This window comes from Protofrankia coriariae, from assembly GCF_001017755.1.
Taxonomy (GTDB): Bacteria; Actinomycetota; Actinomycetes; order Frankiales; family Frankiaceae; genus Protofrankia; species Protofrankia coriariae.
Genome location: NZ_JWIO01000018.1, coordinates 55,882 through 79,946 on the forward strand (window position 1 = coordinate 55,882; position 24,065 = coordinate 79,946).

Annotated in this window: 19 protein-coding genes and 2 pseudogenes (1 of these 21 running past the window's edge); 2 read left to right on the plus strand and 19 right to left on the minus strand. The window is 69.4% G+C overall.

Annotated features, from left to right (window positions below):
* The 13 genes and pseudogenes from FrCorBMG51_RS13085 to FrCorBMG51_RS13130 form a co-directional block, all read right to left on the minus strand.
* On the minus strand, positions 1-1,420 hold a 1,420-nt coding region (locus tag FrCorBMG51_RS13085), incomplete at its 3' end, for an acyl-CoA carboxylase subunit beta (protein WP_235433545.1).
* Positions 1,421-1,430: 10 nt separating this feature from the next.
* On the minus strand, positions 1,431-1,871 hold the full coding sequence (locus FrCorBMG51_RS34750; RefSeq protein WP_338052746.1) for an acyl-CoA dehydrogenase family protein: 441 nt from the start codon (positions 1,869-1,871) through the stop codon (positions 1,431-1,433).
* Positions 1,846-2,607, minus strand: a pseudogene (locus FrCorBMG51_RS34755) (acyl-CoA dehydrogenase family protein); the annotation flags it as partial. The pseudogene FrCorBMG51_RS34755 and the gene FrCorBMG51_RS34750, both read right to left, overlap by 26 nt.
* Before the next feature lie 48 nt (positions 2,608-2,655).
* Complete coding sequence (locus FrCorBMG51_RS31230) at positions 2,656-2,826, minus strand: hypothetical protein (protein WP_013873440.1); 171 nt, start codon at positions 2,824-2,826, stop codon at positions 2,656-2,658.
* An 11-nt stretch (positions 2,827-2,837) separates the two neighbouring features.
* The gene (locus FrCorBMG51_RS32540) at positions 2,838-2,972 is read right to left on the minus strand and encodes a hypothetical protein (protein ID WP_268760561.1); all 135 of its coding nucleotides are present in this window, start codon (positions 2,970-2,972) and stop codon (positions 2,838-2,840) included.
* A 634-nt stretch (positions 2,973-3,606) separates the two neighbouring features.
* Positions 3,607-5,775: a 3-hydroxyacyl-CoA dehydrogenase NAD-binding domain-containing protein gene (locus FrCorBMG51_RS13100; protein WP_047223351.1), complete on the minus strand. Its 2,169-nt coding sequence runs from the start codon at positions 5,773-5,775 to the stop codon at positions 3,607-3,609.
* A gap of 29 nt (positions 5,776-5,804) precedes the next feature.
* Complete coding sequence (locus tag FrCorBMG51_RS13105; RefSeq protein WP_047223380.1) at positions 5,805-7,016, minus strand: acetyl-CoA C-acetyltransferase; 1,212 nt, start codon at positions 7,014-7,016, stop codon at positions 5,805-5,807.
* Between the two features lie 144 nt (positions 7,017-7,160).
* The gene (locus FrCorBMG51_RS13110; RefSeq protein ID WP_235433546.1) at positions 7,161-8,465 is read right to left on the minus strand and encodes an aldehyde dehydrogenase family protein; all 1,305 of its coding nucleotides are present in this window, start codon (positions 8,463-8,465) and stop codon (positions 7,161-7,163) included.
* Positions 8,466-8,562: 97 nt separating this feature from the next.
* Positions 8,563-8,694: pseudogene (locus FrCorBMG51_RS34760) on the minus strand (hypothetical protein); the annotation flags it as partial.
* A gap of 47 nt (positions 8,695-8,741) precedes the next feature.
* The gene (locus FrCorBMG51_RS13115) at positions 8,742-9,266 is read right to left on the minus strand and encodes a flavin reductase family protein (RefSeq protein ID WP_235433547.1); all 525 of its coding nucleotides are present in this window, start codon (positions 9,264-9,266) and stop codon (positions 8,742-8,744) included.
* 104 nt (positions 9,267-9,370) lie between these two features.
* Positions 9,371-10,945 (minus strand): AMP-binding protein, encoded by a 1,575-nt coding sequence (locus FrCorBMG51_RS13120; RefSeq protein WP_047223353.1) that lies wholly within the window; start codon positions 10,943-10,945, stop codon positions 9,371-9,373.
* 7 nt (positions 10,946-10,952) lie between these two features.
* Positions 10,953-11,942, minus strand: coding sequence for a nitronate monooxygenase (locus FrCorBMG51_RS13125; protein ID WP_338052744.1), 990 nt, complete (start codon positions 11,940-11,942; stop codon positions 10,953-10,955).
* A 35-nt stretch (positions 11,943-11,977) separates the two neighbouring features.
* Complete coding sequence (locus FrCorBMG51_RS13130; protein WP_047223354.1) at positions 11,978-12,475, minus strand: nuclear transport factor 2 family protein; 498 nt, start codon at positions 12,473-12,475, stop codon at positions 11,978-11,980.
* 650 nt (positions 12,476-13,125) lie between these two features.
* Between FrCorBMG51_RS13130 and FrCorBMG51_RS13135 the strand changes: the two genes are divergently transcribed.
* The gene (locus FrCorBMG51_RS13135; protein WP_047223355.1) at positions 13,126-14,337 is read left to right on the plus strand and encodes an acyl-CoA dehydrogenase family protein; all 1,212 of its coding nucleotides are present in this window, start codon (positions 13,126-13,128) and stop codon (positions 14,335-14,337) included.
* Positions 14,338-14,611: 274 nt separating this feature from the next.
* Here FrCorBMG51_RS13135 and FrCorBMG51_RS13140 read toward each other — a convergent pair whose 3' ends face one another.
* From FrCorBMG51_RS13140 to FrCorBMG51_RS13150, 3 genes are all read right to left on the minus strand, one after another.
* Positions 14,612-15,835 carry a LuxR C-terminal-related transcriptional regulator gene (locus FrCorBMG51_RS13140; protein ID WP_047223356.1) on the minus strand — a complete coding sequence of 408 codons (1,224 nt, stop codon included), beginning with the start codon at positions 15,833-15,835 and terminating at the stop codon, positions 14,612-14,614.
* Positions 15,832-17,001, minus strand: a complete 1,170-nt coding sequence (locus tag FrCorBMG51_RS13145; protein WP_047223357.1) for a helix-turn-helix transcriptional regulator — start codon at positions 16,999-17,001, stop codon at positions 15,832-15,834. The genes FrCorBMG51_RS13140 and FrCorBMG51_RS13145 overlap by 4 nt, the downstream gene beginning before the upstream one ends.
* A 262-nt stretch (positions 17,002-17,263) precedes the next feature.
* Positions 17,264-18,454 (minus strand): TetR/AcrR family transcriptional regulator, encoded by a 1,191-nt coding sequence (locus tag FrCorBMG51_RS13150; protein WP_047223358.1) that lies wholly within the window; start codon positions 18,452-18,454, stop codon positions 17,264-17,266.
* Positions 18,455-18,939: 485 nt separating this feature from the next.
* Between FrCorBMG51_RS13150 and FrCorBMG51_RS13155 the strand changes: the two genes are divergently transcribed.
* Complete coding sequence (locus tag FrCorBMG51_RS13155; RefSeq protein WP_047223359.1) at positions 18,940-19,977, plus strand: TIGR03617 family F420-dependent LLM class oxidoreductase; 1,038 nt, start codon at positions 18,940-18,942, stop codon at positions 19,975-19,977.
* A 100-nt stretch (positions 19,978-20,077) separates the two neighbouring features.
* On the opposite strand, the gene FrCorBMG51_RS13160 is transcribed toward FrCorBMG51_RS13155, so the two are convergent.
* From FrCorBMG51_RS13160 to FrCorBMG51_RS34765, 3 genes are all read right to left on the minus strand, one after another.
* On the minus strand, positions 20,078-20,296 hold the full coding sequence (locus FrCorBMG51_RS13160) for a hypothetical protein (RefSeq protein ID WP_047223360.1): 219 nt from the start codon (positions 20,294-20,296) through the stop codon (positions 20,078-20,080).
* Between the two features lie 13 nt (positions 20,297-20,309).
* Entirely contained in the window at positions 20,310-21,476 is a 1,167-nt protein-coding gene (locus FrCorBMG51_RS13165; protein WP_047223361.1) for a peptidylprolyl isomerase, read from the minus strand.
* Between the two features lie 2,208 nt (positions 21,477-23,684).
* Positions 23,685-24,065 carry the 3' portion of an MlaD family protein gene (locus FrCorBMG51_RS34765; protein ID WP_235433548.1) on the minus strand. Its footprint extends 1,275 nt past the window's final position, so 381 of the gene's 1,656 nt are visible here — the last part of the coding sequence; the start codon falls outside the window, past its right edge; the stop codon is at positions 23,685-23,687.

Below are 24,065 nucleotides of genomic sequence, written 5' to 3' on the forward strand. Positions count from 1 at the left end.
CGGCCGCGGCGGCCGCGGCCTTGCCGACGATCGACAGCACGCCGGCGAGCTGGGCGGCGCCCATGACGGCGCACTTGGCGCCCACCCAGGCGAACATCAGCCGCGGGTCGTACGCCCGGCCGGACATGCCGTAGTTGCCGGCGCCGAACGAGGCGGCCATGTTGACGGTCAGATGCGGCACCTTGCTGTTGGTGACGGCATTGATCATCTTGGCGCCGTCCTTGATGATGCCGCCCTGCTCGTAGGCCGCGCCGACCATGTATCCGGTGGTGTTCTGCAGGAACACCAGCGGCGTGTCGGCCTGGTTGGCCAGCAGGATGAACTCCGAGGCCTTCTTGGCCTCCTCGCTGAACAGCACGCCGTTGGCGTTGGCCAGCACCCCGACCGGGAAGCCGTGGATGGAGGCCCAGCCGGTCACGATGCTCGTGCCGTAGTCGGGCTTGTACTCACCGAAGCGGGAGCCGTCGACGACCCGGGCGAGCACCTCGCGTGGGTCGAAGGGAACACGGAAGTCCGACGGCGCGATCCCGAGCAGCTCGTCGGGATCGTAGAGGGGCGGGTCGGGCGGCAGGCTCGGGCCGGGGCCGAGCTTCCGCCAGTTGATCTCGGAGAGGATGCGCCGGCCGATGCGGATCGCGTCCTGCTCGTCGACGGCGAAGTGGTCGGCGAGCCCGGAGACCCGGGCGTGCATCGCGGCGCCGCCGAGGTCCTCGTCGTTCGACTCCTCGCCGGTGGCCATCTTCACCAGCGGGGGGCCGCCGAGGAACACCTTGGCCTGCTGGTCCACGAGCACGGTGTAGTCACACATGCCCGGTACGTACGCACCGCCCGCGGTGGAGTTACCGAACACGAGCGCGATGGTGGGGATGCCCAGTGCCGAGAGCTCGGACAGGTCATGGAAGATCTTCCCGGCCTGGACGAACAGGTCGGCCTGGTTCGGCAGGTCGGCGCCACCGGACTCGACGAGGTTCACCACCGGCAGCCGGTTGCGCCGGGCGATCTCGAGCGCACGTAGCGTCTTCTTCAACGAGTAGGGGTTCATCGCGCCGCCACGCACGGTCGGATCATGCGCGAGGATCACGACCTCGACACCGGAGACCACTCCGATGCCGCTGACGACGCTTGCCCCGACAGCGAACTCACTCCCCCACGCGGCGAGCGTGGACAGCTCCAGGAACGGTGCGTCGCGGTCGAGCAACAGCTCGATCCGCTCACGTACCAGCAGCCGGCCCCTGTCGTGGTGCCGCTGCCGGTAGCGTTGTCCACCGCCTGCCCGCGCGAGATCCAACTGGTCGTCGAGCTCGGCCAGAAACTTCAACTGGGCCGCACGGTTGGTGCGGTACAGCTCCGAGGCTGTGTCGAGGCGGGACCGCAACGGGGTGCCTTCAACTGCCCTGGGGTGGGTGGCGACGATCGTCATGTACATCCCCTCAGTACGACCGAGGAAGGCCGAGGCTGTGCTGCGCGACGTAATTGAGAATCATTTCCCGGTTGACTGGCGCGATGCGCAGTATCCGGGCCAGCCCCCACAGCGGCACCAGACCGTACTCGACGGACATGCCGTTGCCACCATGGGTCTGAATAGCCTGGTCCACCGCGGCGAGCGCGGCCTCCGCGGCGGCGTACTTCGCTATGTTCGACGGCTCGCCCGCGGGCAGGCCGTGGTCGTGTGCCCAGGCCGCCTTGTGGGTCATCAACGCGGCCAGGTCGGTTTCGATCTTTGCTTTCGCCAGCGGATGTGAAATCCCCTGGTAGGTACCGATCGGCTGGTCCCACACCTGCNATCGGCTGGTCCCACACCTGCCGGTTGCGCGCGTAGTCGACGGCTTTGCCCAGCGCGTACCGGGCAATCCCCACGCACAGCGCGGCACCGGTGATCCGCTCCGGGTTCAGGCCGTGGAAAACCTGCCGGAACCCGTCCCCCTCGTCGCCGACAAGCGCGTCGGATGCGACCCGGGCGCTGTCGAAGAAGAGGGTGAACTGCCGCTCGGGAACCTGCGCGGCAACCGGCAGCGGGTGGGCGGTCAGACCAGGGGTGTCGGTCGGCACGACGAACAGCGACAGGCGCGCCCTGCCACTGGCCTCGTCAGTACCGGTACGGGCCACCACCAGGACGGCGGCGGCGTCGTCAAAACCGGAAATGTAGTACTTCTGGCCGGTGAGAAGCCAGTCGTCACCATCCCGGACGGCCCGTGTCGAGATCCGGTGGGTGTTCGAGCCCGCGTCGGGCTCGGTGATGGCGAAGACAATCTTGTGAGCACCGGAGGACAGGCCCGGCAACCAGCGCTGCTTCTGGTCGGCGCTGCCGAAACGGGCGATCACCTCGCCGGAGATCGCCGACGAGACGAGCAGGAGCAGCAGCGGGCAGCCCGCCGCCGCGCTCTCCTCGGTGACGGCGGCGAGTTCGACGATGCCGCCGCCCCCGCCGCCGTACTCCTCGGGGAGGTTCACGCCTATGAAGCCCGCTTCGGCAAGCGCCGCCCATATCTCACTGGTCGGCTTTCTGGCCTCCGAGCGCTCGGTGTAGTAGGCGCCACCGAACGGTTTGGAGATCGCCGCGACCGTCTCCCGCAGAGCCCGCAGCTCCGCGTCCTCACCGAAGTCCACACCGTCTCCAAGGATTGTTCATCAGCTCGTGAGCCAGGGGCAGCGCGGTCATATCCCCTGGGTCACGGACTCGTCGGCCGCTGTCACCCGCCAGCCTTCCCCGGGCAGCTGTTGTGACGGACACGAGCTTTCCCGGTAGCGCCGATAGTACGTGGACCGGGAGCGGCCGACCGCGGCGCAGGCCGCCGTCACACCGATCTGGGGCACCAGTACGGCCATTGCGTCCGCTATCAGCCGTTCTGCTTCTGTGAGAAGGTCGGCACACCGACGTCGCTGGGCGCGCTCCTGGACAACGTCGCCAAGAGCGCGTGCAGTTTTCCCTGGACGTCGATCACGAGCCGGGCCTTCGCCAACTCCTTCTCCAACCGCCCGTTCTTCGCACGCAGTTCGGCCAGTTCGGTGTCCCGGGCGTCCGCCGGCGGCCGGCCGATCNGGCGGCCGGCCGATCGGCCGGGACAGCTCCGCCAGCGCGCCGGCGTCCCGGGCCCGGCGCCACACCGCGATATGCGCGGCGTAGAGCTGCTCCCGGCGCAGAATGGCGCCCTTCGCACCCGGTGTTGTCGCCGCCTCGTACTCCGCCAGGATCGCCAGTTTGTAATCGGCACTGAACGAGCGCTTACGCGCCCTCCCCTGTGCCTGCGGACCAGGCCGACCCACCCGGTCACCATCGGGCGGCCGGCCGTCATCGACTACAGCTGGCCTGATGCTCAGCCCCACGGACACCGACATCCGCTCCCTTCCACCTGGCTGTTTTCCCTCAAGGCTTCCGGCTGTGCGACACAAGCATCGCACAGCCTTCAGCCGGCGTTTCCCCCGCGGCTTCCAACCGTGAGGCACAAGGGCCGCACGGCCTTCAACCAGTACTCCTTGAGGGCCTCCGGCCGTGCGACACGAAAAACATGACGGACATTGATCCACCGTATGTGGCGGCGCAATATCCTGCTGTACGCACAACGACGCTGTCGCACGTACAGCGGTCTTTCCGGTGCCGGTCCCTCCCTATGCGTACGACGCGCCCGCGGCCGCCGCCCGCACCAGGGAATCCGGCGGGGTGAACCGTTCGCCGTAACGCTCGGCCAGCTCGTTCGCTCGCGCCACGAATCCGGCTGTTCCGCCCTTGTACTGGTCGATGTACTGGAACACTCCACCGGTCCACGAGGGGAAACCGATGCCGAACAACGAGCCGATGTTGGCATCGGGTATCGAGGTGATGACCCCCTCGTCCCGCGCGCGGACGGCCTCCAGCGTCTCGGCGAACAGCAGCCGCTCCTTGAGATCCTCGAACGGGATCGTGCGGCCCGGTACCCGGAACGCCTCATGAAGGCCCGGCCACAGCCCCTGCCGGCGGCCGGAGTCGTCGTATTCGTAGAAACCGGCGCCGCCGGAACGGCCCGGCCGCCCGAACTCGTCGATCAGCCGGTCGATGACCGCCTCCGCCGCGTGCTCCTTCCAGACGCCGCCGGCGGCCTCGACCGCGGCCCTGGCCTCCTGGCGGATCTTCCTCGGCAGGGTCAGCGTGAGCTCGTCGATGAGCTGCAGCGCGCCGGCGGGATAGCCGGCCTGCAACGCGGCCTGCTCGATGCTGGCGGGCGCGATGCCGTCACCGACGGCCGCGACCGCCTCGTTGAGGAAGGCGATGATGACCCGGCTGGTGAAGAACCCGCGGCTGTCGTTGACGACGATGGGCGTCTTGCGGATCTGCTGCACGAAGTCGAAGACCCTGGCCAGGGTGCGCTCCGAGGTGCGCTCACCCTTGATGATCTCGACCAGGGCCATCCGGTCGACCGGCGAGAAGAAGTGGATGCCGATGAAGTCCTCCGGCCGCTGGACCCCCTGCGCCAGCAGGGTGATCGGCAGGGTCGAGGTGTTCGACCCGAGCACCGCGTCCGGATCGACGATCTCCTCGATCTCGCCGAAGACCTTGCGCTTGAGCTCGACGCTCTCGAAGACCGCCTCGACGACGAAGTCGACCCCGGCGAAGTCGGCCGGATCCTCCGTCGGCAGGATTCGGCCGAGTATCGCGTCCGCCTCTGCCTGCGGCGTCCTCCCCTTGGCCACCGCCCTGGAGAGGGTCTTCTCGACACCGGCCTTGCCACGCTCGGCGGCAGCGAGGCTGACGTCCTTCAGGACCACCTCGATCCCGACCTTCGCCGCCGCGTAGGCGATACCCGCGCCCATCATCCCGGCCCCGAGAACACCGACCTTGCGCGCCTGGAAGCGGTCGAACCCGGCCGGCCGGCTACCACCGGCCTTGATGTGCTGGGTGTCGAAGAAGAACGCCTGGATCAGGTTCTTGGCCACCTGGCCGGTGGCCAGGTGGATCAGGTACCGGGTCTCGATCAGCGACGCCGTGTCGGCGTCGACCTGCGCGCCCTCCACGGCGGCGGCGACGATGGCCCGCGGCGCCTGCAGCGGCGAGCCGCCGAGCTGGGCGCGCAGCTTGGCCGTCAGGCTGGGCAGGACCGGCGCCAGCGAGGGGGAGGCCGGTGTCCCGCCGGGTATCTGGAAGCCCTTGACGTCCCATGGCTGGCGCGCCTCGGGGTTCTTCTGGATCCACTCCTTGGCCCGGGGTACCAGCTCGGGGATGGTCGCCACGATCTCGTCGACCAGGCCGACCTCGACCGCGTCGGCCGGGCTGAACCGGGTGCCGGGCAGCAGCACCTTGTTCAGGGCGTCGATGACGCCGAGGATGCGCACGGTCCGCACCACCCCGCCGCAGCCGGGCAGCAGCCCGAGCCCGACCTCCGGCAGACCGATCTGGTTGCCCGGGACGTCGGCGGCGATCCGGTGGTGGGTGGCCAGCCCGAGCTCGAGACCGCCGCCGAGGGCCGCGCCGTTGAAGGCGGCCACGACCGGCCGGTCGAAGGTCTCCAGGGCGCGCAGCAGCCCCTTGATCCGGTTGAGGTGCGCCGTGAACTCCGCGGCGTCCTCCTTGCGCAGCGCCCTGAGCTCGTTCAGGTTACCGCCGGCGAAGAAGGTCTTCTTCGCCGACGTGAGAACGACGCCGGTGATCGCCTCCTTCTCCCGGTTGAGCCTGTCGACGGCTGCCTGCAACGACTCGACGAAATCCCGGTTGAGGGTGTTCGCCGAAGCCTGTGGATCATCCAGGGTCAGCACGACGACGCCGTCGGCGTCGTGCGCCCACTGGATGGTCTCTGTGTACGCCATAGTCGATCCACCCGTATCCGTCGACATGTTCACACGCGCTCGATGATCGTGGCCACGCCCATACCGCCGCCGATGCACAGCGTGATGAGCCCCCGGCGCTGCCCCCGGCGCTCGAGCTCGTCGAGCACGGTGGAGACCAGCATCCCGCCGGTGGCGCCGAGCGGGTGCCCCATCGCGATCGCCCCGCCGTTGACGTTCACGTTCTCTTCGGGGATCTTCAGATCACTGATCCACTTGAGCACCACCGACGCGAACGCCTCGTTGAGCTCGAAGATGTCGATGTCGTCCAGGGTCAGCCCGGCGGTGGCGAGCACCTTCTCCGTCGCCGGCTTCGGCCCGGTCAGCATGATGGTCGGGTCGGCCCCGCTGATCGCCGTGGCGACAACCCTGCCGCGCGGTGTCAGGCCGAGGTCCCTGCCCGCCTGCTCCCCACCGATGAGCAGCAGCGACGCGCCGTCGACGATGCCCGAGGAGTTCCCCCCGGTGTGGACGTGGGTGATCTTCTCGACCTCGTGGTACTTCTGCAGCGCGACGGCGTCGAACCCGCCCGAGCGGCCGAGACCTTCGAAGGACGGCTTCAGCCCGCCGAGGGACTCCACTGTCGAGCCGGGCCGGCGGTGCTCGTCGTGGTCCAGGATCACGACCCCGTTGACGTCCCTGACCGGTACCACCGAACGCGCGAAGTAGCCGTTGCGCCAGGCCGCGTCCGCGCGCTCCTGCGAACGCACGGCGTACGCGTCCACGTCCTCGCGGCTGAAGCCCTCGATCGTGGCGATGAGGTCGGCGCCGATGCCCTGCGGGACGAAGTAGTGGTCATAGGTCGTGACCGGGTCGTTGAACAGCGGTCCGCCGTCGGAGAGTATCCCCACCCGCGACATCGACTCGACGCCGCCGGCGAAGACCAGCCGGTCCCACCCCGAGCGCACCTTCTGGGCCGCGATGTTGGTCGCTTCCAGGCCCGAGGCGCAGAAACGGTTGACCTGTATTCCGCCCACCGTGTCGGGCAGGCCGGCCGCGATCGCCGCCGCCTTTGCGATGTCACCGCCCTGGTCCCCGATCGGGGAGACAACTCCCAGGACCACGTCATCGACGTATGCCGGATCCAGTTGCGGAAGCCGCTGTTTCACCTCGTCTATGAGGCCCACCACGAGGTCCAGCGGCTTCGTGCCATGCAGCGCCCCTTTCTTTCCCTTTCCTCGAGGGGTCCGAACCGCCTCGTAGATGTACGCCTCGGCTGACACGATCAGGTTCCCTTTCTGGGATGTCGCCGACACCGGCGACGGCAGTCGTTCATGCCCGGCTCACGCCGGATGGACGCGCTGTCGGCATCGGCGCGCGGTGCCGACAGGGTGTCGGCACCGCGCTGTTTCCTTCAGGCCCGTCACTTATGCGGGCGGCGTCCCCAGTACCAGGGCGAACGCCGCCCGGTTCTCCAGTCCGCCGCTGCGGTCGACCGCGATGTACTTCTGCTCGGTGTAGGCGTCGAGCGCGTTCGGGCCGCCCTCGCGCCCCAGGCCGCTCTGCTTGTAGCCGCCGAACGGGTAGGCCGGGTTGATCACGTGCCAGTCGTTGACGTAGACCATGCCGGCGTCCAGCTGTCGGGCCACGTCCAGCGCCCGCGCCTCGTCACGTCCCCACACCCCGGCCGACAGGCCGTAGTTCGTGTCGTTGGCAATCTTGATCGCCTCGTCCACGGAGTCGTAGGTCAGCACGGTCAGCACCGGGCCGAAGACCTCTTCCCGGGCGATGCGCTGGTCGTTGGTGACGTCCGTGACGATGGTCGGCTCCACCCAGTTCCCGGTGGCGAACTCCGGCCCCTGCGGCACCCCGCCGCCGAGCGCGATGGTGGCGCCGTCCGCCCGGGCGGACTCGATGTAGCCCAGGATGCGGTCCCGCTGCCCGGGGCTGATCACCGGGCCGACGTCGGTGGCGAGGTCCAGCGGGTTGCCGAGCTTGAGGGTCTTCGCCCGCTCCACCAGCCTGGTGAGGAACTCCTCCTTCAGGCTGTTCGGCACCAGCAGCCTGGTTCCCGCCTCGCAGGCCTGCCCGTTGTTGGCCAGGGCCGCGAACAGCGCTCCGTCGACGGCCAGTGGCACGTCCGCGTCGTCGAGGACGACGTTCGGCCCCTTGCCGCCGAGCTCGAGGGTGACCCGCTTGACTGTGTCGGCGGACTTGCTCAGGATGCTCTTGCCCACCTCGGTCGACCCGGTGAAGGCCACCTTGCGGACGTCCGGGTGGCCGCTGAGGTAGGCGCCCACCGGGTCGCCGTCACCGGTGACGAGGTTCAGCACACCCTTGGGCAGACCGGCGGCCTCGAACTCCTTGGCCAGCTCGAGCGCGACCAGCGGCGAGTGCTCGTCGGGCTTGAGCACGACGGTGTTGCCCGCGGCCAGCGCCGGGCCGACCTTCCAGACGATGACCAGCAGCGGGATGTTCCACGGCACGATCGCGGCCACCACGCCCAGCGGCTCGCGGCGCAGCACACCCACGGCCGGGATCGGCCCGATCTCGGGCCCGTTCTTCTCGAACTCGTAGGTCGTCGCGAGGTCGGCGATGTAACGCAGCTGGGCGATGGACAGGCCGAGGTGCAGGGCCCCGGTGACGCGGATCGTCGCGCCGTTCTCCCGGGTCTGCAGGGCCGCCAGCTCCTGCAGCCGCTTCTCCAGGCGGTCCGCGACCGCGTGCAGCACCGCGGCACGCTCCTGCGGCGGGGTACGCCGCCACTGCCCNCGGGGTACGCCGCCACTGCCCCGCCTCGTGCGCGGCCTTGGCGGCGGCAACCGCCCGGTCCACGTCGGCAGTCCCGCCCTTGGCGACCGTTGCCACCAGCTCGTCCGTCGCGGGACTGCGAATCTCGTACTTCTCGGCGGAGTCGACCCATTCTCCGTCGATGAACAACCCGTAATGCGGTACGGACACCTTGTCCTCCTTTGGACGCGGATGGCTTGTGATGCCGGCCAGCCAGGCTAGTCCAGCGACCGGATACGCCGATACTTGCTCCGGTAGTAGAGGAGCGGATCGCGCTCCCCGGGGGTCTGGAGGGACTCCACGTGACAGGTGACGATGTGGTGGTCGCCCCCGTCGTAGACCGTGGCTATCCGGGCGCCGATGTGGGCGACGGCGCTGTCCAGCGCCGGCGCGCCGTTGGGCAGCAGCGTCCAGCCGACGCCGGCGAACTTGTCCGCGCCGCTGCGCGCGAACCCGTTGCTGACCTCGTCCTGCCCCTCGCTCAGGATGTTGATGCACAGGCTGTCCGCCGCCGCCACCGAAGGCCACGACGTGGACGACTTGGCCGGGCAGAACAGCACCAGCGGCGGCTGCAGGGACAGTGACGTGAACGACTGGCAGGTCAGGCCGGCCGGCCTGTCCCCGACTATCGCCGTCACGACGACGACCCCGCTCGCGAAACGCGAAAGGACGTCGCGAAAATGGGCGGGATCCACCACGGAAGTCTCCGGGCCGGGATGGCCGGTACTGCTTTGAGCACTCATCGTCATTCCCATGGCTTGGGGGTTCTTCCTCGTCTCGCGCCGATCGGCCTGGTGTTCACCCTGGTCAGACGGCCAGGGTGAACACCAGCCGAGGGGCGGCGGAGCTATCCGATCTGACGGGTCCGGCCGGCCCAGTAGGGCGCGCGAATCGTTTTCTTGTCGACCTTCCCGGCCGGGTTGACCGGCAGCTGGTCGGTGAATTCTATCGACTTGGGCGCGGGCACACTGCCCAGCTCGCGCTTGACGTGGTTTATCAGCTCGCTCTCGTCGACCTGCTGCCCGGACCGGGTGACCACGACGGCGTGCACGGCCTCGCCCCACTTCGGGTGCGGAATGCCGAAAACAGCCGCCTGGGCGACCGCCGGGTGGGTCAGCAGCACGTCCTCCACCTGCCGTGGGAAGACGTTGAACCCACCGCTGACCACCAGGTCCTTCTTGCGGTCGACGATGTAGAGGAAGCCGTCCTCGTCGAGGTGACCGATGTCCCCGGTGTGTACCCAGCCGTCGCGCAGCGCCTCCGCGTTACGCGAGGCGTCGACGTAGGTGAGCATCTGGCCGAGCTGCTTGGAGGTGATCTCGCCGACCTCGCCGACGGGCAGCGGGCGGTCGTCGTCGTCCTGGATGGTCACCGCCACGTACGGCAGGGGCCGGCCGGCCGACGCCAGCCGCTTGATGTCCTTTTCGGTGTCCACTCGGTGGTCCTGCTTGCGCAGGCTGGAGACGTATCCCGGTTCGGTGCCGGCGTAGGCCTGGATGAAGATCGGGCCGAACACGTCGAGCGCCTCACGCAGTCGCTCCGGAGCGATCGGGGCCCCCGCGTAGATGATGGTGTTGAGCGACGAGAGGTCGAACTTCTTCCGGTCGGGGTGGTCGAGCAGCAGGTAGATGATCGTCGGGACCAGGGCCGTGGCCGTCACCTTCTCCTTCTCGATCTTCTCGAGGAGGGTGTTGACGTCCAGTCCCGGCAGCATCACGTTCGTGCCGCCGCGCAGGAAGGTCGGCAGCACGAAGATCTGGGTGAAGTGGGTCAGCGGCGCGCCGTGGGCGAAGATTTCACCGGGTCGGATGTCACCGATCTCCAGACCGGCGGTGATGCTGTAGTGCGCCCAGGTGAAGTGAGAGTTGATCACGCCCTTCGGCTCACCGGTGCTGCCGGAGGTGAACAGCACGTACGCCTCGTCGTGCTCGTCGATGTCCACCGAGGGGGCCGTGTCCGACTGCGACTCGAAGTGCTTCGCGTAGTCGACGACACCGGCGACGGTGGTCTCCGCGGGCCCGCGCCCGTCGTCGAGCCGGATGACGTGGCGCAGGTTGGGCAGCCCGGCCACCACCTCGGCGACGGTCGAGTCGAACTGCGCGTGGTAGATGAGCGTGGTCGCCTCGGCCTGCTTGAGGTTGCTGCGGTGGCCGGACGCGGAGGCCCGGGTCGGCAGCTGCACCAGCACCGCGCCGGCCTTCCAGATGCCGTGCTGGGACGGGATGAACTCCAGGACGTTGGGCAGCAACAGGCCGACCCGCTCCCCCTTGGCGACCCCTAACGCGATGAGCCCGTTCGCGACCCGGTTGGCCCATTGCCGCGTCTGCCGGTATGTCAGCCGGCGATCACCGTCGATGATCGCCGTTGAATCGGCGTAGTACAGGGTGACCCGATCGAAAACCGTTGGCAGCGTGCCCCACATGCGTGCTCTACCTCCACCTTCTGGAAATGCCGTTCGCTGCGGCCGGTAGCAGCAGGTCCTGGGCCTGCTGGTATTCGCGGGCAAGCCGCTCCGCCAGCTTCGGAATGTCGAGAACCTCGTCGATGCCGGATACCGAGTGGCCAGCCGCCCAGACGTTCTGTTGGGCGAGCAGCCGGTCCTGGGCGAAGCCGGGAGAAGCGTCGCCGGCCCCCCCGGCGGGCGGGGTCGGCGTGATGTCCTGGGCTTCGAGCCAGCTTCTGAGTACGTTCGCTGGTAGGCCGCTGACCTGCACCGATGCGGCGATGTCGTCGAGGGTGGCCTCGACGACGGCCTGCCGGTACGCGTCGGAGGCCAGGCTTTCGGTGGTGGCGATGAAGCGGGTGCCGAGATAGGCCAGGTCGGCACCGGCGGCGCGGGCGGCCAACACGCCGTAACCGTCGCTGATGCCGCCGGCCAGGACCAGGATCCCGTCGTAGTCGTCCCGCAGGGCCCGTACGAAGGAGATCGGGTTGGCCCACCCGGTCTGTCCGCCGGCGCCGGCGGACAGCAGCACCAGGCCGTCCACCCCGGCTTCGATCGCCTTGTGGGCATGGCGTATGCTTGCCACGTCCGCCAGTACCAGGATGCCGGCGTCGTGCAGCGGCCCGACCACCGCCGCGGGAGAACCCACGCTGGTAATGACGATTTCCAGACGATGCCGCAGCAGGCTGTCCAGGTCGCTGGCGAGCCGCGTGTTGGACCGGTGCACGACGAGGTTGGCGCCCACCGGGGCGGCCTGCGCGGACCCGGGGGGCCCTGTCGCCGCGGTAATGCGCGACAGCCATTCCTCCAGTTCGTCGGCACTTTTCGCGTTATGGGTGGGAAAAGTGCCGATGATGCCGTTCACGGCGGCGGCGATCACGAGATCGGGGCCTGACACGTCGGTCATCGGCGCCGCCACCGCCGGCAGCCTCAGCCGTTGGTGCCATGCGTGCGGTAATGTCACCGGTACCTCCACGATCGGCGGAGTGGTGTCACCTTCGGTCCGCCTGTTCAGACCGGCGAACCGGGGTCGGCATCCTTCTCCCAGGAGTGCGGGGTGGGGACCGGCGGCCCGATTCGCTGAAATACCGGGGCGTCGTTCCAGGTGGTCGGCTCACGGTCAATTCTGCCGTCGGCGTCGGCCAACCACCAGGTTTGGTCCCGAACGGAAGGGTTCTCGTCGCCGGTTGACGGGTTCTGGTATCCGGCACGCTGCTCGCCGTTTTGGTGCCACAGGACAGTTACGGAACGCGATCCGCTTCCCCCGGTGGTCGTGATCGCCTCAAGCACCTCGAAACGAGGAGCTTCCGGGTCGTTGTCGGTCTCCCGGTCCGGGTACGCGGCGAACCGCTCGCGAAGGCCCGCGACGTCGGCGGCCGGGCCGCGCTCCTGGCCGGCCGCCGAGTGCCCGTCGTACCGGACGTCGTCCGTGTACAGCGAGATCGCCACATCGGTGTCACTCGTGATCCCCTGCGCCCAGTGTTCGGCGTGTTCGGTGACTCGGCTCATCGACGCGCTCCGTTCCGATCCCGGTTGGCCCGACCAGGGTCAGGCGACGGTCACACCCACGAGCGACGGTCCGGCGGAGCCGCGGTGGGTCGGCTCCGCCGGACCGACGGGTATGATCAAGCTTTTCCTGCGTACCCGCGGTCCCGGAAAATCCGGGAAAACTCAAGAAAGACACCGCCGGCCCGATCGGCGGGTAGGTGTCCCAACGGTAGAACCAGTTCACGGCCGGCGCCTCATCCCCCAGGGGTAAAGACGCTGCTCCTTCGGGTGAACCGGTGCTCCTTCGCGTGAACCAGCAGGCCGGCGGCGGCGCACACCGCCACGATAGCCTGATCGCGGACGATCATCCGCCGGTCGGCGATGGCCAGCTTACCGTGCCCGGGTAATGACGGAAGGGCCGGTAATGACGGAAGGGCCGATGCCGATAATGACGGAAGCCGGGCAGCCGTGGTCGCGGACCGCACCCGGCCCGGGGCGGCACGCGCGCGGCCGGCTCCCGAATCCCCCGGGAGGAGGCGGTTCCCAGCGGGTGTCACCCCGTTGAAGGGCAGAATCTCTCCCGCAGGGAGATTCCGGCCGGCGGCGGCGCGATTACGCTCGCAACGGCTTCGCAAGCACATGGTCGTCGATGGTTGGGAGTGAGTTGCGGTATGGGGAAGCACGACGTGGAAATAACCCCGGCCGAACAAGCCGAGGTGATACAGATAGCCCGTTCGGTGGCGAAGCACTTTGCCGAGGCCGGAGCACGGGCTGATGCCGAGAACCGCTTTCCGACCGAGCTCGTGCCGATCTACAAGGAGAGCGGCCTGCCCGCTCTGGCCGTCCCGAAGAAGTACGGTGGCCTCGGCGCCGACATCTGGACCACCGCTCTGGTGTCCAGGGAGCTCGCCAAGGGTGACCCGCCCATCGCGCTGGCGTTCAACATGCACCAGACCATGGTCGGTATCTTCCGTGGCCTGTTGAACGAGGAGACCCGGCAGCGGGTCTTCTCCGAGGTCGTCAACGAGCGTAAGATCATCTGTGGGCCCTTCAGCGAGGACCGGGCCGGGCTGACCGGTCTCGCCGACACCGTGGCGGTCCCCGACGGTGAGGGCGGCTGGCACGTCAGCGGCAAGAAGACCTGGGCCACCCTCTGTCAGGGCGCCGACATCGTCGCCTTCAACGCCACCATCACCGACCCCTCCGGGGAGCTGCCCGAGGACTTCCAGGAGCACGCGTCCCGCGAGGCCGTCTTCGTCATCCCGATCGACACGCCCGGGGTCAGCATCGTCGAGACCTGGGACACCCTGGGGATGCGCGCGACCGGCACTCACACGCTCGTCTTCGACAAGGTCTACGTGCCGGCCTCGGCGTACGGCGGCAACTTCCGCAACGGCCTCTTCGGCGAGTTCGAGTGGGCGTCACTGAGCTTCTCCGGCGTCTACCTCGGCCTCGCGGAGAAGGCCTACCTGGAGACCCGGGAGATCCTCAAGAAGAAGTCCCTCGGCGCGACGCAGGAGGGCAAGGACGTCGCCCTGAAGGGGATCGGCTACGTCCAGTACGGGCTCGGCAAGATCCTGGTCGAGACGGAGGCTGCGGCCCGGGCGCTGGAGACGACCGCCCGGATCCTCATCGAGGGCCGTGACGCCGAGTGGAACCCGGTCGCGCGGGCAGCCTGGACCGACGTTACCAAGGTCGCCACGACCGAGACGGCGATCAAGGTGACGGACGCCGCGCTCCGCCTGGTCGGCGGCTCGGCCTTCCGGCGCGGGCACATCCTGGAACGGCTCTACCGGGACGCCCGTGGTGGCCCCTTCCACCCGCTGACCACCGACCAGGTCTACGACCTGCTCGGCCGGTCCGAGCTCGGTCTGTTCGGCTGACCACCGACCAGGTCCCTGGCCTGCTTCACGCTCCGTAGCCGCTGCTCGCGTTGCCTCCGGCGAACAGGATGCCGGCGGCAACGCGAGACGGTGGGCGTCACTGGCGACCCAAGCCACGATGCCCTACCTGCGGGGACCGCGGCCACCGTGGCCGCGGTCCCCATCGAGGAGCGGGGTTCCCTGTCGGGGGCTGTGGTTCCAGGTGCTAGAAAAGTCAATACGCATCGCAACTTTTTGTTACGTTGCGTATTGATTTTTCGGCTGTGACCAGTTTTCAGGCCTCTATCTCACGCATGGTCATCCCCAGGGAGCCCGCGATCGCCTGGGAGCGGTTCACCGCGCCGAGCTTGCGCAGGATGTGCTTCACATGCGACTTCACGGTCTCCTCGGCGATGACCAGGGTTTCCGCGATGACGCTGTTCGTGGCACCCGCCACCATCAGCTCCAGAACCTCCGACTCCCGCGCGGTGAGATCCCCGCCGGTGTGCGCGGTGGCGATCGGGGCGGGCCGCGCGCCGTCGCCGGGCATGGCTCCGATACCCGCGTACCGGGAGAGATCGATGCCCGCGTCGCAGAAGTCGTTCATCATCTCCACTGCCGACGACAGGATCTCCCGCACGTGGTTGCGCTGGGTACGCAGGCGTTCGGCCAGCACGGCTCGTTCGTAGATGTGGCTGAACCCGTCCGCGAACATCCAGAGAACGTCCCGGTCGACCTCGTCCACCCGGCGCGAGGACGGATGGTGGTCCGCGTGCAGGAAACCCACGACCTCCGTCCCGCGCATCACCGGGGCGACGACGTAGGACTTGGAACGCCCGGACTCCACGATGATCGGCCGGTGGACGGGCGCGTTCGCGGTGTCGTACACGACCGCGGGCCGGCAGTCGGTCAGCAGCCTGGTCTCGGGCGTCATGCCCTCCAACGGGATCGGCCGGTCGACCCAGCGCGCGAACCATGACTCGAACTCGTCACTGTTGCTGAAATAGGCCATCCACGGATGCCAGGCGCTGTCCTCCACCCGAGAGAGCACCGCGCGCCCGAACCCGCACCGGTGGACGAGCTCCTCGCACACCTGGTCGAGCAGGTCGACCGAGCTCGGCAGCGTCCGCAGGCGCTGCAGCCCCGCGGCGCAGTCGGCGAACCGCCGGGTGCACAGGTTCAGGTCGTGCTGGTAGAGGTCGAACGAGAGCTCCTGGAGATCCAGGATGAGATGGCACAGCTGCAGGCTGGTGTCGCCGTCCGCGGCGGTGATGCCGTCGGTGCCGGCGGTGGCCCGCAGCTGGTCGATGCAGCGCCCGGCCAGAGTCGAGACGACCTCGGCCGACGTCGCCAGATCGTCGGGGATGACGGATGCCGTCGGCTCCGTGTGGAGGGCGGCCCGGACCTCGTCGTGCATGAGGTCGATGCGGGCCGCGAGATCGCGTTGGCGGCGTCGCCATCCTCGGGCGCCGGCGGGCGCCGGGAACATGCCGGGCTTCCGGTCCGGGTCGGCGGTCATAAGGCACGATCCTGACTGCGCGCAAGGTACAGATACCGGGCGATCGCCTCGGCGCGGTTCGACGCGTGCAGCTTGCGCAGGATGTGTTTCACGTGTGATTTCACCGTGGTTTCGGAGACGGTCAGACGATCGGCGATCTGTGCGTTGGTTGCTCCGCTGGCCAGCAGGGCGAGCACCTCCCGCTCCCGCGGGGTCAGCCCGTCCGGGAGACGAGGTGCGGAGGCCGCGAGCATACTCGGCAGCGACACCGGCGGCTTGGACTCGGTCGCCGGGGTGCTCTGCCGCACGAGCCGGACCGGGGCGGCGCTGAGCCCTTCGGTCATCATCCGGGCGGTGCAGAACGCCTTCGCGATCCGTTCCCGCTGCAGGGCGAGGCGTTCGAGCAGCACCGTGCGCTCGAGAATCAGACCGAAGCCGTCGGCGAAGATCTGGATACGCTCCCGGTCGTAACCGGTGAGGCGACGCCCGGAGGAATAGGCGTCCGCGTGCAGGTAGCCGACGACCGAACCACTCGCCAGGATCGGCGCGACGACATACTCCCGGGTCTGGGACACCTCGACCAACGGGCGGAAGAGCCTGGGCTCGGACTGCGCGTGCTGGATCAGCGCGGGTACCCTGCGCCGGACGAGTTCGGCTTCCGGCATGGCGGAGGTCAACGGAATCCGCAGGTCCTGGATGAAGTCCCGGAACGCCACGTTGACCGCGCTGTCGGCGTCGGCCCCGACGTGCAGCCCGGCGGGCAGCCAGGTCGAGCCGCGCAGGCTGGAAATCATCGCCCGGTCGAATCCACCGGCCGCGCACAGGGCTGCCGGAGCGGACGCGATGGCCTCCGCGGAAGTCGTGGCCCGGCGTATCCGGGCGAGCTCCTCCCGGATGCGGCTCAGCACCCGGAACGGCATACCGAACATGTGCTCGCGCAGATCGTTCTGCACGGCACTGATCTCGGCGAGCAGCGCGCCGGCCCGGGCCGCTTCCCCGCCCCGGACCTCCGCGTCGATGGATTCACCGTCGATCCGCTCGAGTCTCGCGGTGAGCGCCGCGGCCGAACGGCTGCCGGGTTCGACCGGAGCCGCGTCCACCGCCGTGTGTAATGCCGTGACCAGCTTCTTCTGACGAATCTGAAGATCCGCCTGGGCTAACGCAGTGGTGGAATATGGTGACGCCACTGTCCCTTGTCCTCCACGTCCGAAGTGGACCGATCGCGACGACGGCGCGGCCCCCAGGGCCCAGCGCCCCTCGCGGGGGCCGGACAACAGCTCCAGAGACCGGATCTATGTGTTGCCACATTTACTTCGGGACAGAACGTAGGTGATTCAGGTCACTTCGTCAAGGCTTCTCCGGATACGACTCTCGGGTCGGCCTCGGGCACGGCCCGTCGCCACGGCCGCCCGCCCGCGACGGAGGCCGGCGGCCACCGTCGACACAGTGTTAACTGTGCAAGATATGAGCGGCTACCAAACGAAGTTTTTCTGTTACTCCTGGCTGGCTTCGCAGGTGAGCGGTGCGCGCTACGTCGTTGACCACCATCAACACGGCGTGGATGCGGAAAAGCGCCGCGGTCCGGTCCAGATCCGGGCGCGTGGCCGCCATCAGGGACACCCATTCCGCGACGTAGTCGTGCTGCGCCTTACGAATTCTGTGACGGTTCCAATACGGAAGGTTCATCACCTCGGCGACCAGCACGTTGACCAGATCGGTGTGCGCCATCGCGAAGTCGATGTAGGCCGCCACCACGTTCTCCAGGCCGGCCTGCGGGGTCGTGGCGGCCGCCAGCGCCCGGGCGATGCCCAGCTGCAGGGACTCGGCCGCACGCGCGACAATCGCCATCAGCAGGTCGGCCTTGGCGGTGAAGTGCCGGTAGACGCCGGCGCTGGTCACCCCGACCTCGGCACCGACCTCCTCCATGGTCACCGTCTGGTAACCACGGATGCTGAACAATCGGGCCGCCGCCACCAACAGCGCCTCCCGCCGCCCCTGCGGTGACAGCCCGGTCTCGGTGGTGACCGGCTCCGGAGCCGGCTGCCCGGACAGACCGGCGATGTCAACGGTGCACACCGACAGGGCCATCCTGCGCAGCAGGGCGACCATCGTCTCCGGGGCGGCCGGGACCCGGTGGTAGGAGGGGCTGGTGAGCACGGCGAGCGCGCACCATGCCAGCAGTTCCGCGTCGTCCCGGCTCAGCTCGTCACGCACGTCGTTCAGGGCGACGACGAAGCCCGCCAGGAAGGCGAAGAACCTCTCCCGCATCCGCTGCCGCTGCTCGTCGTTGAGATGGCGGCTCTCCCGACTCCACAGCACCCCGAGGTCGCGTCGCCGGCCCGCGGTCTCGGCCAGGTCCTGCACCATGGCTGTGAGCTGGCCATCGTGATGCCGGTCGACGACGGACGCCGCCAGGTCGAAGCTGTCGGTCAGCGCGCACACCAGCAGCTCCTCCTTGCTGCGGAAGTGCCGGTAGAGCGCACCGGCGGTGATCCCGACCGCGCCGGCGATGTCCTCGGTGCCCACGTTGTGATAACCGAAACGATAGAACAGCTCACTGGCAGCAGTGATGATCTGAGCTCTGCGGTTGCGTGGACGCGGAGTTCTCGCGATCGTCCCTCTACCGCCATGCTCACTCACTGTCCGCTCCCACCATGCCGTCTCACGCGGATACCGGTCCCACTCAAACTTCCCCACCACCGACAGCAGCTGACGGCACGATCCGACGGCAACGCCCCCAGCCAGGCGTCCAGCCCGCGTCCGGGGAGCGCTGTGTGCCGCTTCGCGCACCGCCTCGCGCATCGCCGGACGAGGTGGAGTTGTTGACCCATTAAGTTACTCCTGATTTACTTCTCGCCATCGGAGCCAATTCTCCACGATCGTCCGCCCGTCGGCCCCGTCCTGATCGCGACGGCGGCCCTCACCCCGTCCGCCGAGACGCCGGTCGACCTTTCACGGCCAGGCAGGCCGACCAGGAGAAGAAAATGATCTTCGCTGGTACCCGCGACCGGCCGGCCCGTCGGTGGACAGCCGGGCCGTCAGGGCACGGCAGTCGACCCGGGCGGGGCGCGTCGACCCCGTAGCAGGCCTGAAACTGTCGTCGTGGCGATCAGGAGGAGCTGACAGTGCTGGTTGACGGATTCATTGGTGGCGGATCCTCGGACGGGACCAGCGGCGCGAATATCGCTGGCATCTCGGCCCAGGTCGCGGCGGCCGAACGGATCGGATACGACGGGGTGTGGGCGACCGAGGTCGGCCGCGACCCTTTTTTACCATTGCTGCTGGCCGCGGACCGCTCACCGCGGCTACAAATCGGTACCGCCATAGCCGTGGCATTCGCCCGCAACCCGATGACCATGGCGTCGACAGCGAACGACCTCCAGACATTCAGTTCCGGCCGGTTCGTGCTGGGGCTTGGCTCTCAGATCAAACCACATATTCAGCGCCGTTTCAGCATGCCGTGGTCCGCGCCGAACGAGCGGATGCGGGAGTTCGTCCTGGCCATGCGGGCGATATGGCGTAGCTGGCACCACGGGGAACCGCTCGACTTCCGCGGCGACATATACCAGCACACATTGATGACACCGCTGTTCAATCCCGGCCCCAACCCCTACGGCCCGCCACCGGTTCTGATAGCCGCGGTCGGAACGAAGATGGCCTCGGTCGCCGCGGAGGTCGCCGACGGCATACTCGTGCACTCTTTCACCACGGAACGCTACCTGCGGGAGGTCACGCTCCCCATCGTGGAATCGGTGCTCCGTGACAACGGCCGGCGGCGGGAACAGTTCACCCTGTCCTACCCGGGGCTGGTGGCCACCGGAATCGACGAGAAAAGCTATGACGAGGCCGTGCGGACGGTGCGCGAGCGCATCGCCTTCTACGGGGCCACCCCGGCCTACCGCGGCGTCCTGGAACTGCACGGCTGGGGCGACCTGCACACGGAGCTGCACCGGTTGTCCAGGCAGAACGAGTGGGACGTCATGACCAAGCTCGTGGACGACACCGTGCTGCACACGTTCGCGGTGGTGGGCGAGCCGGCCGCGGTCGTCACGGAGCTCCGGCGCCGCTTCGACGACCTGATCAACCGGTTCACCCTGTTCGTGCCCTACCCGCTGGCCGACGAGGCCCGGCAGATCATCGTCACCGGGCTGCAGCGGAACTGACCGAGAAGAGCCGGCCGGGCCACCACGGCGGCGGGAGCTGACCGCCGGCGGACGATCCGGCCGCCGCTCCCCCGCCCCGCGGCACTCCCCCGCTCCCTGGTCAGCTGGGCAGCACCGGCCCGACCACGCCGAGCACGACGAAGAACACAGCGATGATCTTGCAGGAACGCGCCCCCCGGCGCAGGGACCGCTCCCTCTTCGCCCGTCCCTCCGGAGAAAGGGAGGCGGGGACGAGGGTGGGGGCGTGCCGCTGCCCCCACCGTCCGATGGCGAAGAACGCGGCGGCGAACGCGAACTGCACCAGCGCCGCGGCAATCATCGCACCGAGCCGATCATCGCGTCGAGGAGAGGGACAGCGGCGGCGGGGCCGACAGCGACGGCGGGGCGGAGGCGGGCGGCAGGGACAGCAGGGACGACGAGAGAGGCGCCGCGGGTGCCGGGCTGCCGGTCACGCCCGGCTGCGGAAGCGTCGCGGAGTCGTCGGACGGCGGCGCGTCGGGATCCGCGGGCCGGTAGTCGTCGGCGTACTCCACGTCCGCCGCCCTGATCCGGTCGGCGAGCCACGTCCGCCAGGTCGCGACCGCGCGCTCGGAGCGCAGCGCCTCCCGCACCTCGTCCCTGGCCTGCTCGAAAGACGGCTGGCTGGCCGGCCTGTCCTCGAGAACCTGACCGACGTTCCAGCCGTAACGGGTCTGCACCGGGCCGAACACGGAGCCCACGGGGGCGGCGAAGGCGGCTTTGGCGTACTCGGCATCCAGCTGCGAGGCGGTGACAAACCCCAGATCGCCCTGGCTGCTCCGGGTCGACTCGTCCAGCGACGTCTCACCGGCGAGGGCGGCGAAGTCCGCGCCATCCCTGGTGCGCTGCACCGCCTGGTCCGCCTCCTCCCTGGTGGCGACCACGATGTTGCGCAGGTGGCGCTGCGCGGGAACGGCGAAGTCCGCCCGGTGGCCCTCGTAGTACGAGGGCAGCTGGTCGTCGGCGACGGTCGCGACCGCCGGCGCCGTCACCTCCTGGAACAGCCTGGCCGTGCGCTGCTGGCGTCCGACCTCGTCGAGGACGTCGTTCTCGGACACCTTCAGCTTGGCCAGCAGGTCGGTGAAGGCACGCTGCCCGTCCGACCCCATCTGTTCGTCGATCATTTTGCTGAGGGTGTCCCGGACCGACTTGTCCGCGATGACGATCTTGCGCTCGGCGGCGGCGTTGTCCAGGATCATGCTCACCGCGACCGCTTTGGCGATGTCCCGCCGGAACTGCTCCAGCTCGCTGCCGCCGACCGGCTCGCGGATCCCGTAGAGCGCGCTGAGCACCTCGACCCGGTCGTGCAACTGGTCCTTGGTCACCACGGTGTCGCCCACGCGGAAGGCGGCGTTGCCGGGCAGCCCGGTCACCAGCGGCACGACGAGCAGCGCAAGCCCGGCGATGACCAGCGGTACCAGCACCACCAGAACCGCGCGCGCCCATGACCGGCCCAGCGGGCCCGGTAGCGTGATCCTCACACCTTCACCTCCGTCCGCGCTGCGCTGGGTGTGCCGTCCGGCGCTGGCGCGTCATGCTCGCTGTCGGACGCCGGTACGCCGCGCCCGTCGTCCGGCACCGCCACGCCGGGCACGGCATCCGGCACCGCTGCGCCGCCGGCACCGTCGGCCCGCGGCCCGGCCGCGGGCCGAACGGGGAACAGCCGGACGACGACAAACGCCGCCAGCAGCGACAGGCCGACCGTGGCCGCCAGGAAGATACCGAACTGCCGGATGAGCGACAGGCCGGACGCCGCCAGCGCGAGGTAGCCGGCGGACGCGGCCAGCGCCGCCACCGCCACCGACCGGCGCAGGTGTGGTGACCGGCGCGCGTACCCCTGGCCGAGCAGCACGCTGAACTCGCACGCGGTGGCGGTGGCCAGCGAGCCCAGCGTGACGGTCAGCGGGGTGAGCGCGATGCCGCACAGCCACGCCCCGGCCAGCCCCCACCCGGTGGCCAGCGCCGCGGCCAGCACGGCACGCGCCGCCTCGGAACGGCGGGGCAGGCCCACCAGCAGCACCAGCCCCGCCGCCACGATCCCGAGCAGGCTCGCCGGGTAGCGATCGCCGGACACCAGCTCGTATCCTCGCGCGGCCACCACCGGCAGCCCGACCAGCTCGGCGGTCAGCCCCTCCGGTGGCCTGGGCAGCGCGGCCCGCACGTCCCGCAGCAGGGCCTGCTGGCGCGCGACGTCCTCCAGCTCGACGCCAAAGCTGATCACCGCCTGCCGGCCGTCGTTGCGCACGACCGCGGTGGCGAGGTAGGGCGGGAGCTGCTGAAGCCCGGCCGCGATCTGGTCGGGTGTCGGCGAGTCCCCCAGGAAGGCCAGCAGGCCGGGAAGGCTCACGATGGGATGCAGGTCGCCCCCGAACCGGCGGATGGTGGTGTCCTCGGCCTGCCGCATCCAGGCCAGCGCCTGCGGTGTGATCACGTTTGTGCCGCTGACCAGGATCTGGACCTCACCGGCCGATCCGAGCACGTTCTCGGCGTGCTGCGCGTCGGCCAGTGTGGACACACCGTTGGCGAGCCGGTCCGGCCGGGCTTCGATGTCGAGGAACGCCAGCGCCGACCAGCCCGCTCCCGCGACGGCGACGAGCATGACCAGCACGATCGCCCGGCGCGCCCGCGACATCGTCGGCACCGGCCTGTCCTCGTTCACCTCATGGCTTACCTCGTGGCTCACCGCATCGCCCACCGCCCGCTCGGCCGCGGCCTGGGCGACCCGGCGCCGGGTGAGGAAGCCCAACCCGACGGCGAGCAGGACACCGGCCGCGAGCGCCCATCCGAGGTCCTGGACGAACGGCACCGGTGAGAGTCCCAGCGAGGCGAAGCCCGCGGCGCTGGCCAGCGCCGCCACGATCACCCGCCGCCGTTCGGCGCCCCGGATCAGGTAGGCGGGGAAGTCGCTGCCGATCCCGACCAGGATGGGCAGGAACGCCACGACGCCGAGGGAGAGCGGATGCCCCAGCCAGCCGAGGGCCGCGAGCGTGAGCGCTGTCGCGCCGAGCGTCGCGGCCAGCGGCAGCAGCCGGNGCGGCAGCAGCCGGTGACGGGGGCGCACCCAGGGCACCAGCAGATAACAGGCGGCGATCAGCCCGAGGGCCAGCGCGCCGAGCAGCGGGATCTCGCGCCGTACCTGCCCGCCGAGATCGGCGGCGATCGCGGGCATGCCGGTGATGGTCAGCCTGCTCGTGCGCAGCCCGGCGCCGTCGGCGACCTTCCTCGTGGCGGCGACCAGCCGCTCGGTTCCCGCCTGGTCCAGCCCCTCCCGGGGACGGACCAGGATGGCGACGGCGTTCGGCGCCGGAACCACGAACCGCCACTGCTGGCGGGGAGTGCCGTCCTGGTCGAACACCACGGCGCTGACGAAGGACGGGTTGCGCAGCGTGGGCAGGCCGGCGGGCAGGCCACGCACGAGCAGACTGCCGTAACGCAGGTCGAACTCGGCGACAGCCGCGTCCGCGGCCTGGGTGACCTCGGCGTCGGAACGGCCGGCGGCACGCGCCTGCTGCTCGGCCTCGGCCCGCAGGGCGTCCCGTTTGCCGGAGATGGTCGCGAGCAGGTTCTGTGCCGCACCGGCGATCTGGTTCAGCACGGTCGCCGGGCCATAGACCACGGCGACGTCGGGCAACTGCGCGAGGTTGCCCTCCAACGCCATCAGCTTGGTGATCTCCTCGGCGCCCAGCAGCTCACGATCGCCCGCCGACTCCGCGAGGATGACGATCGGGTCGCCGCCGAAGGAACGCGCGGACTCCTGTAACGCGCGCTGCGCCGGATCCCCGGCGGGCAGGAAGGACGTCGTCGTGGTGTCCGACCTGACCCGGCTGAGCCCCACCCCCGCCGCCAGCGCCACCACCAGCACGACGGCGAACCCGGCGCAGGCCCGCGCGGACGGGCGCCGCCGCCTCAGCCGCGCCCACAGCCACCTCAGTCCCCGGACCGGGGAGGCCAGCAGTCGGCGCGGCGCGCCCGGCCGGCGCGGGGGACGGGTCCCCCGCGCCGCCAGGCGCCGGACGGCAGGTCCACGCAACCTCATCCGTCGCTGCGCTCCACCCGCGGGTACGGCCCGG

Excerpts from the sequence above, each read along its gene's own strand:
- FrCorBMG51_RS31230 (WP_013873440.1), bottom strand. The coding sequence starts at position 2,826 with ATGGCCGTACTGGTGCCCCAGATCGGTGTGACGGCGGCCTGCGCCGCG.
- FrCorBMG51_RS13130 (WP_047223354.1), bottom strand. The coding sequence starts at position 12,475 with ATGAGCCGAGTCACCGAACACGCCGAACACTGGGCGCAGGGGATCACG.
- FrCorBMG51_RS13140 (WP_047223356.1), bottom strand. The coding sequence starts at position 15,835 with ATGACCGCCGACCCGGACCGGAAGCCCGGCATGTTCCCGGCGCCCGCC.
- FrCorBMG51_RS13100 (WP_047223351.1), bottom strand. The coding sequence starts at position 5,775 with ATGGCGTACACAGAGACCATCCAGTGGGCGCACGACGCCGACGGCGTC.
- FrCorBMG51_RS13135 (WP_047223355.1), top strand. The coding sequence starts at position 13,126 with ATGGGGAAGCACGACGTGGAAATAACCCCGGCCGAACAAGCCGAGGTG.
- FrCorBMG51_RS13115 (WP_235433547.1), bottom strand. The coding sequence starts at position 9,266 with ATGAGTGCTCAAAGCAGTACCGGCCATCCCGGCCCGGAGACTTCCGTG.
- FrCorBMG51_RS13160 (WP_047223360.1), bottom strand. The coding sequence starts at position 20,296 with ATGATTGCCGCGGCGCTGGTGCAGTTCGCGTTCGCCGCCGCGTTCTTC.
- FrCorBMG51_RS13120 (WP_047223353.1), bottom strand. The coding sequence starts at position 10,945 with ATGTGGGGCACGCTGCCAACGGTTTTCGATCGGGTCACCCTGTACTAC.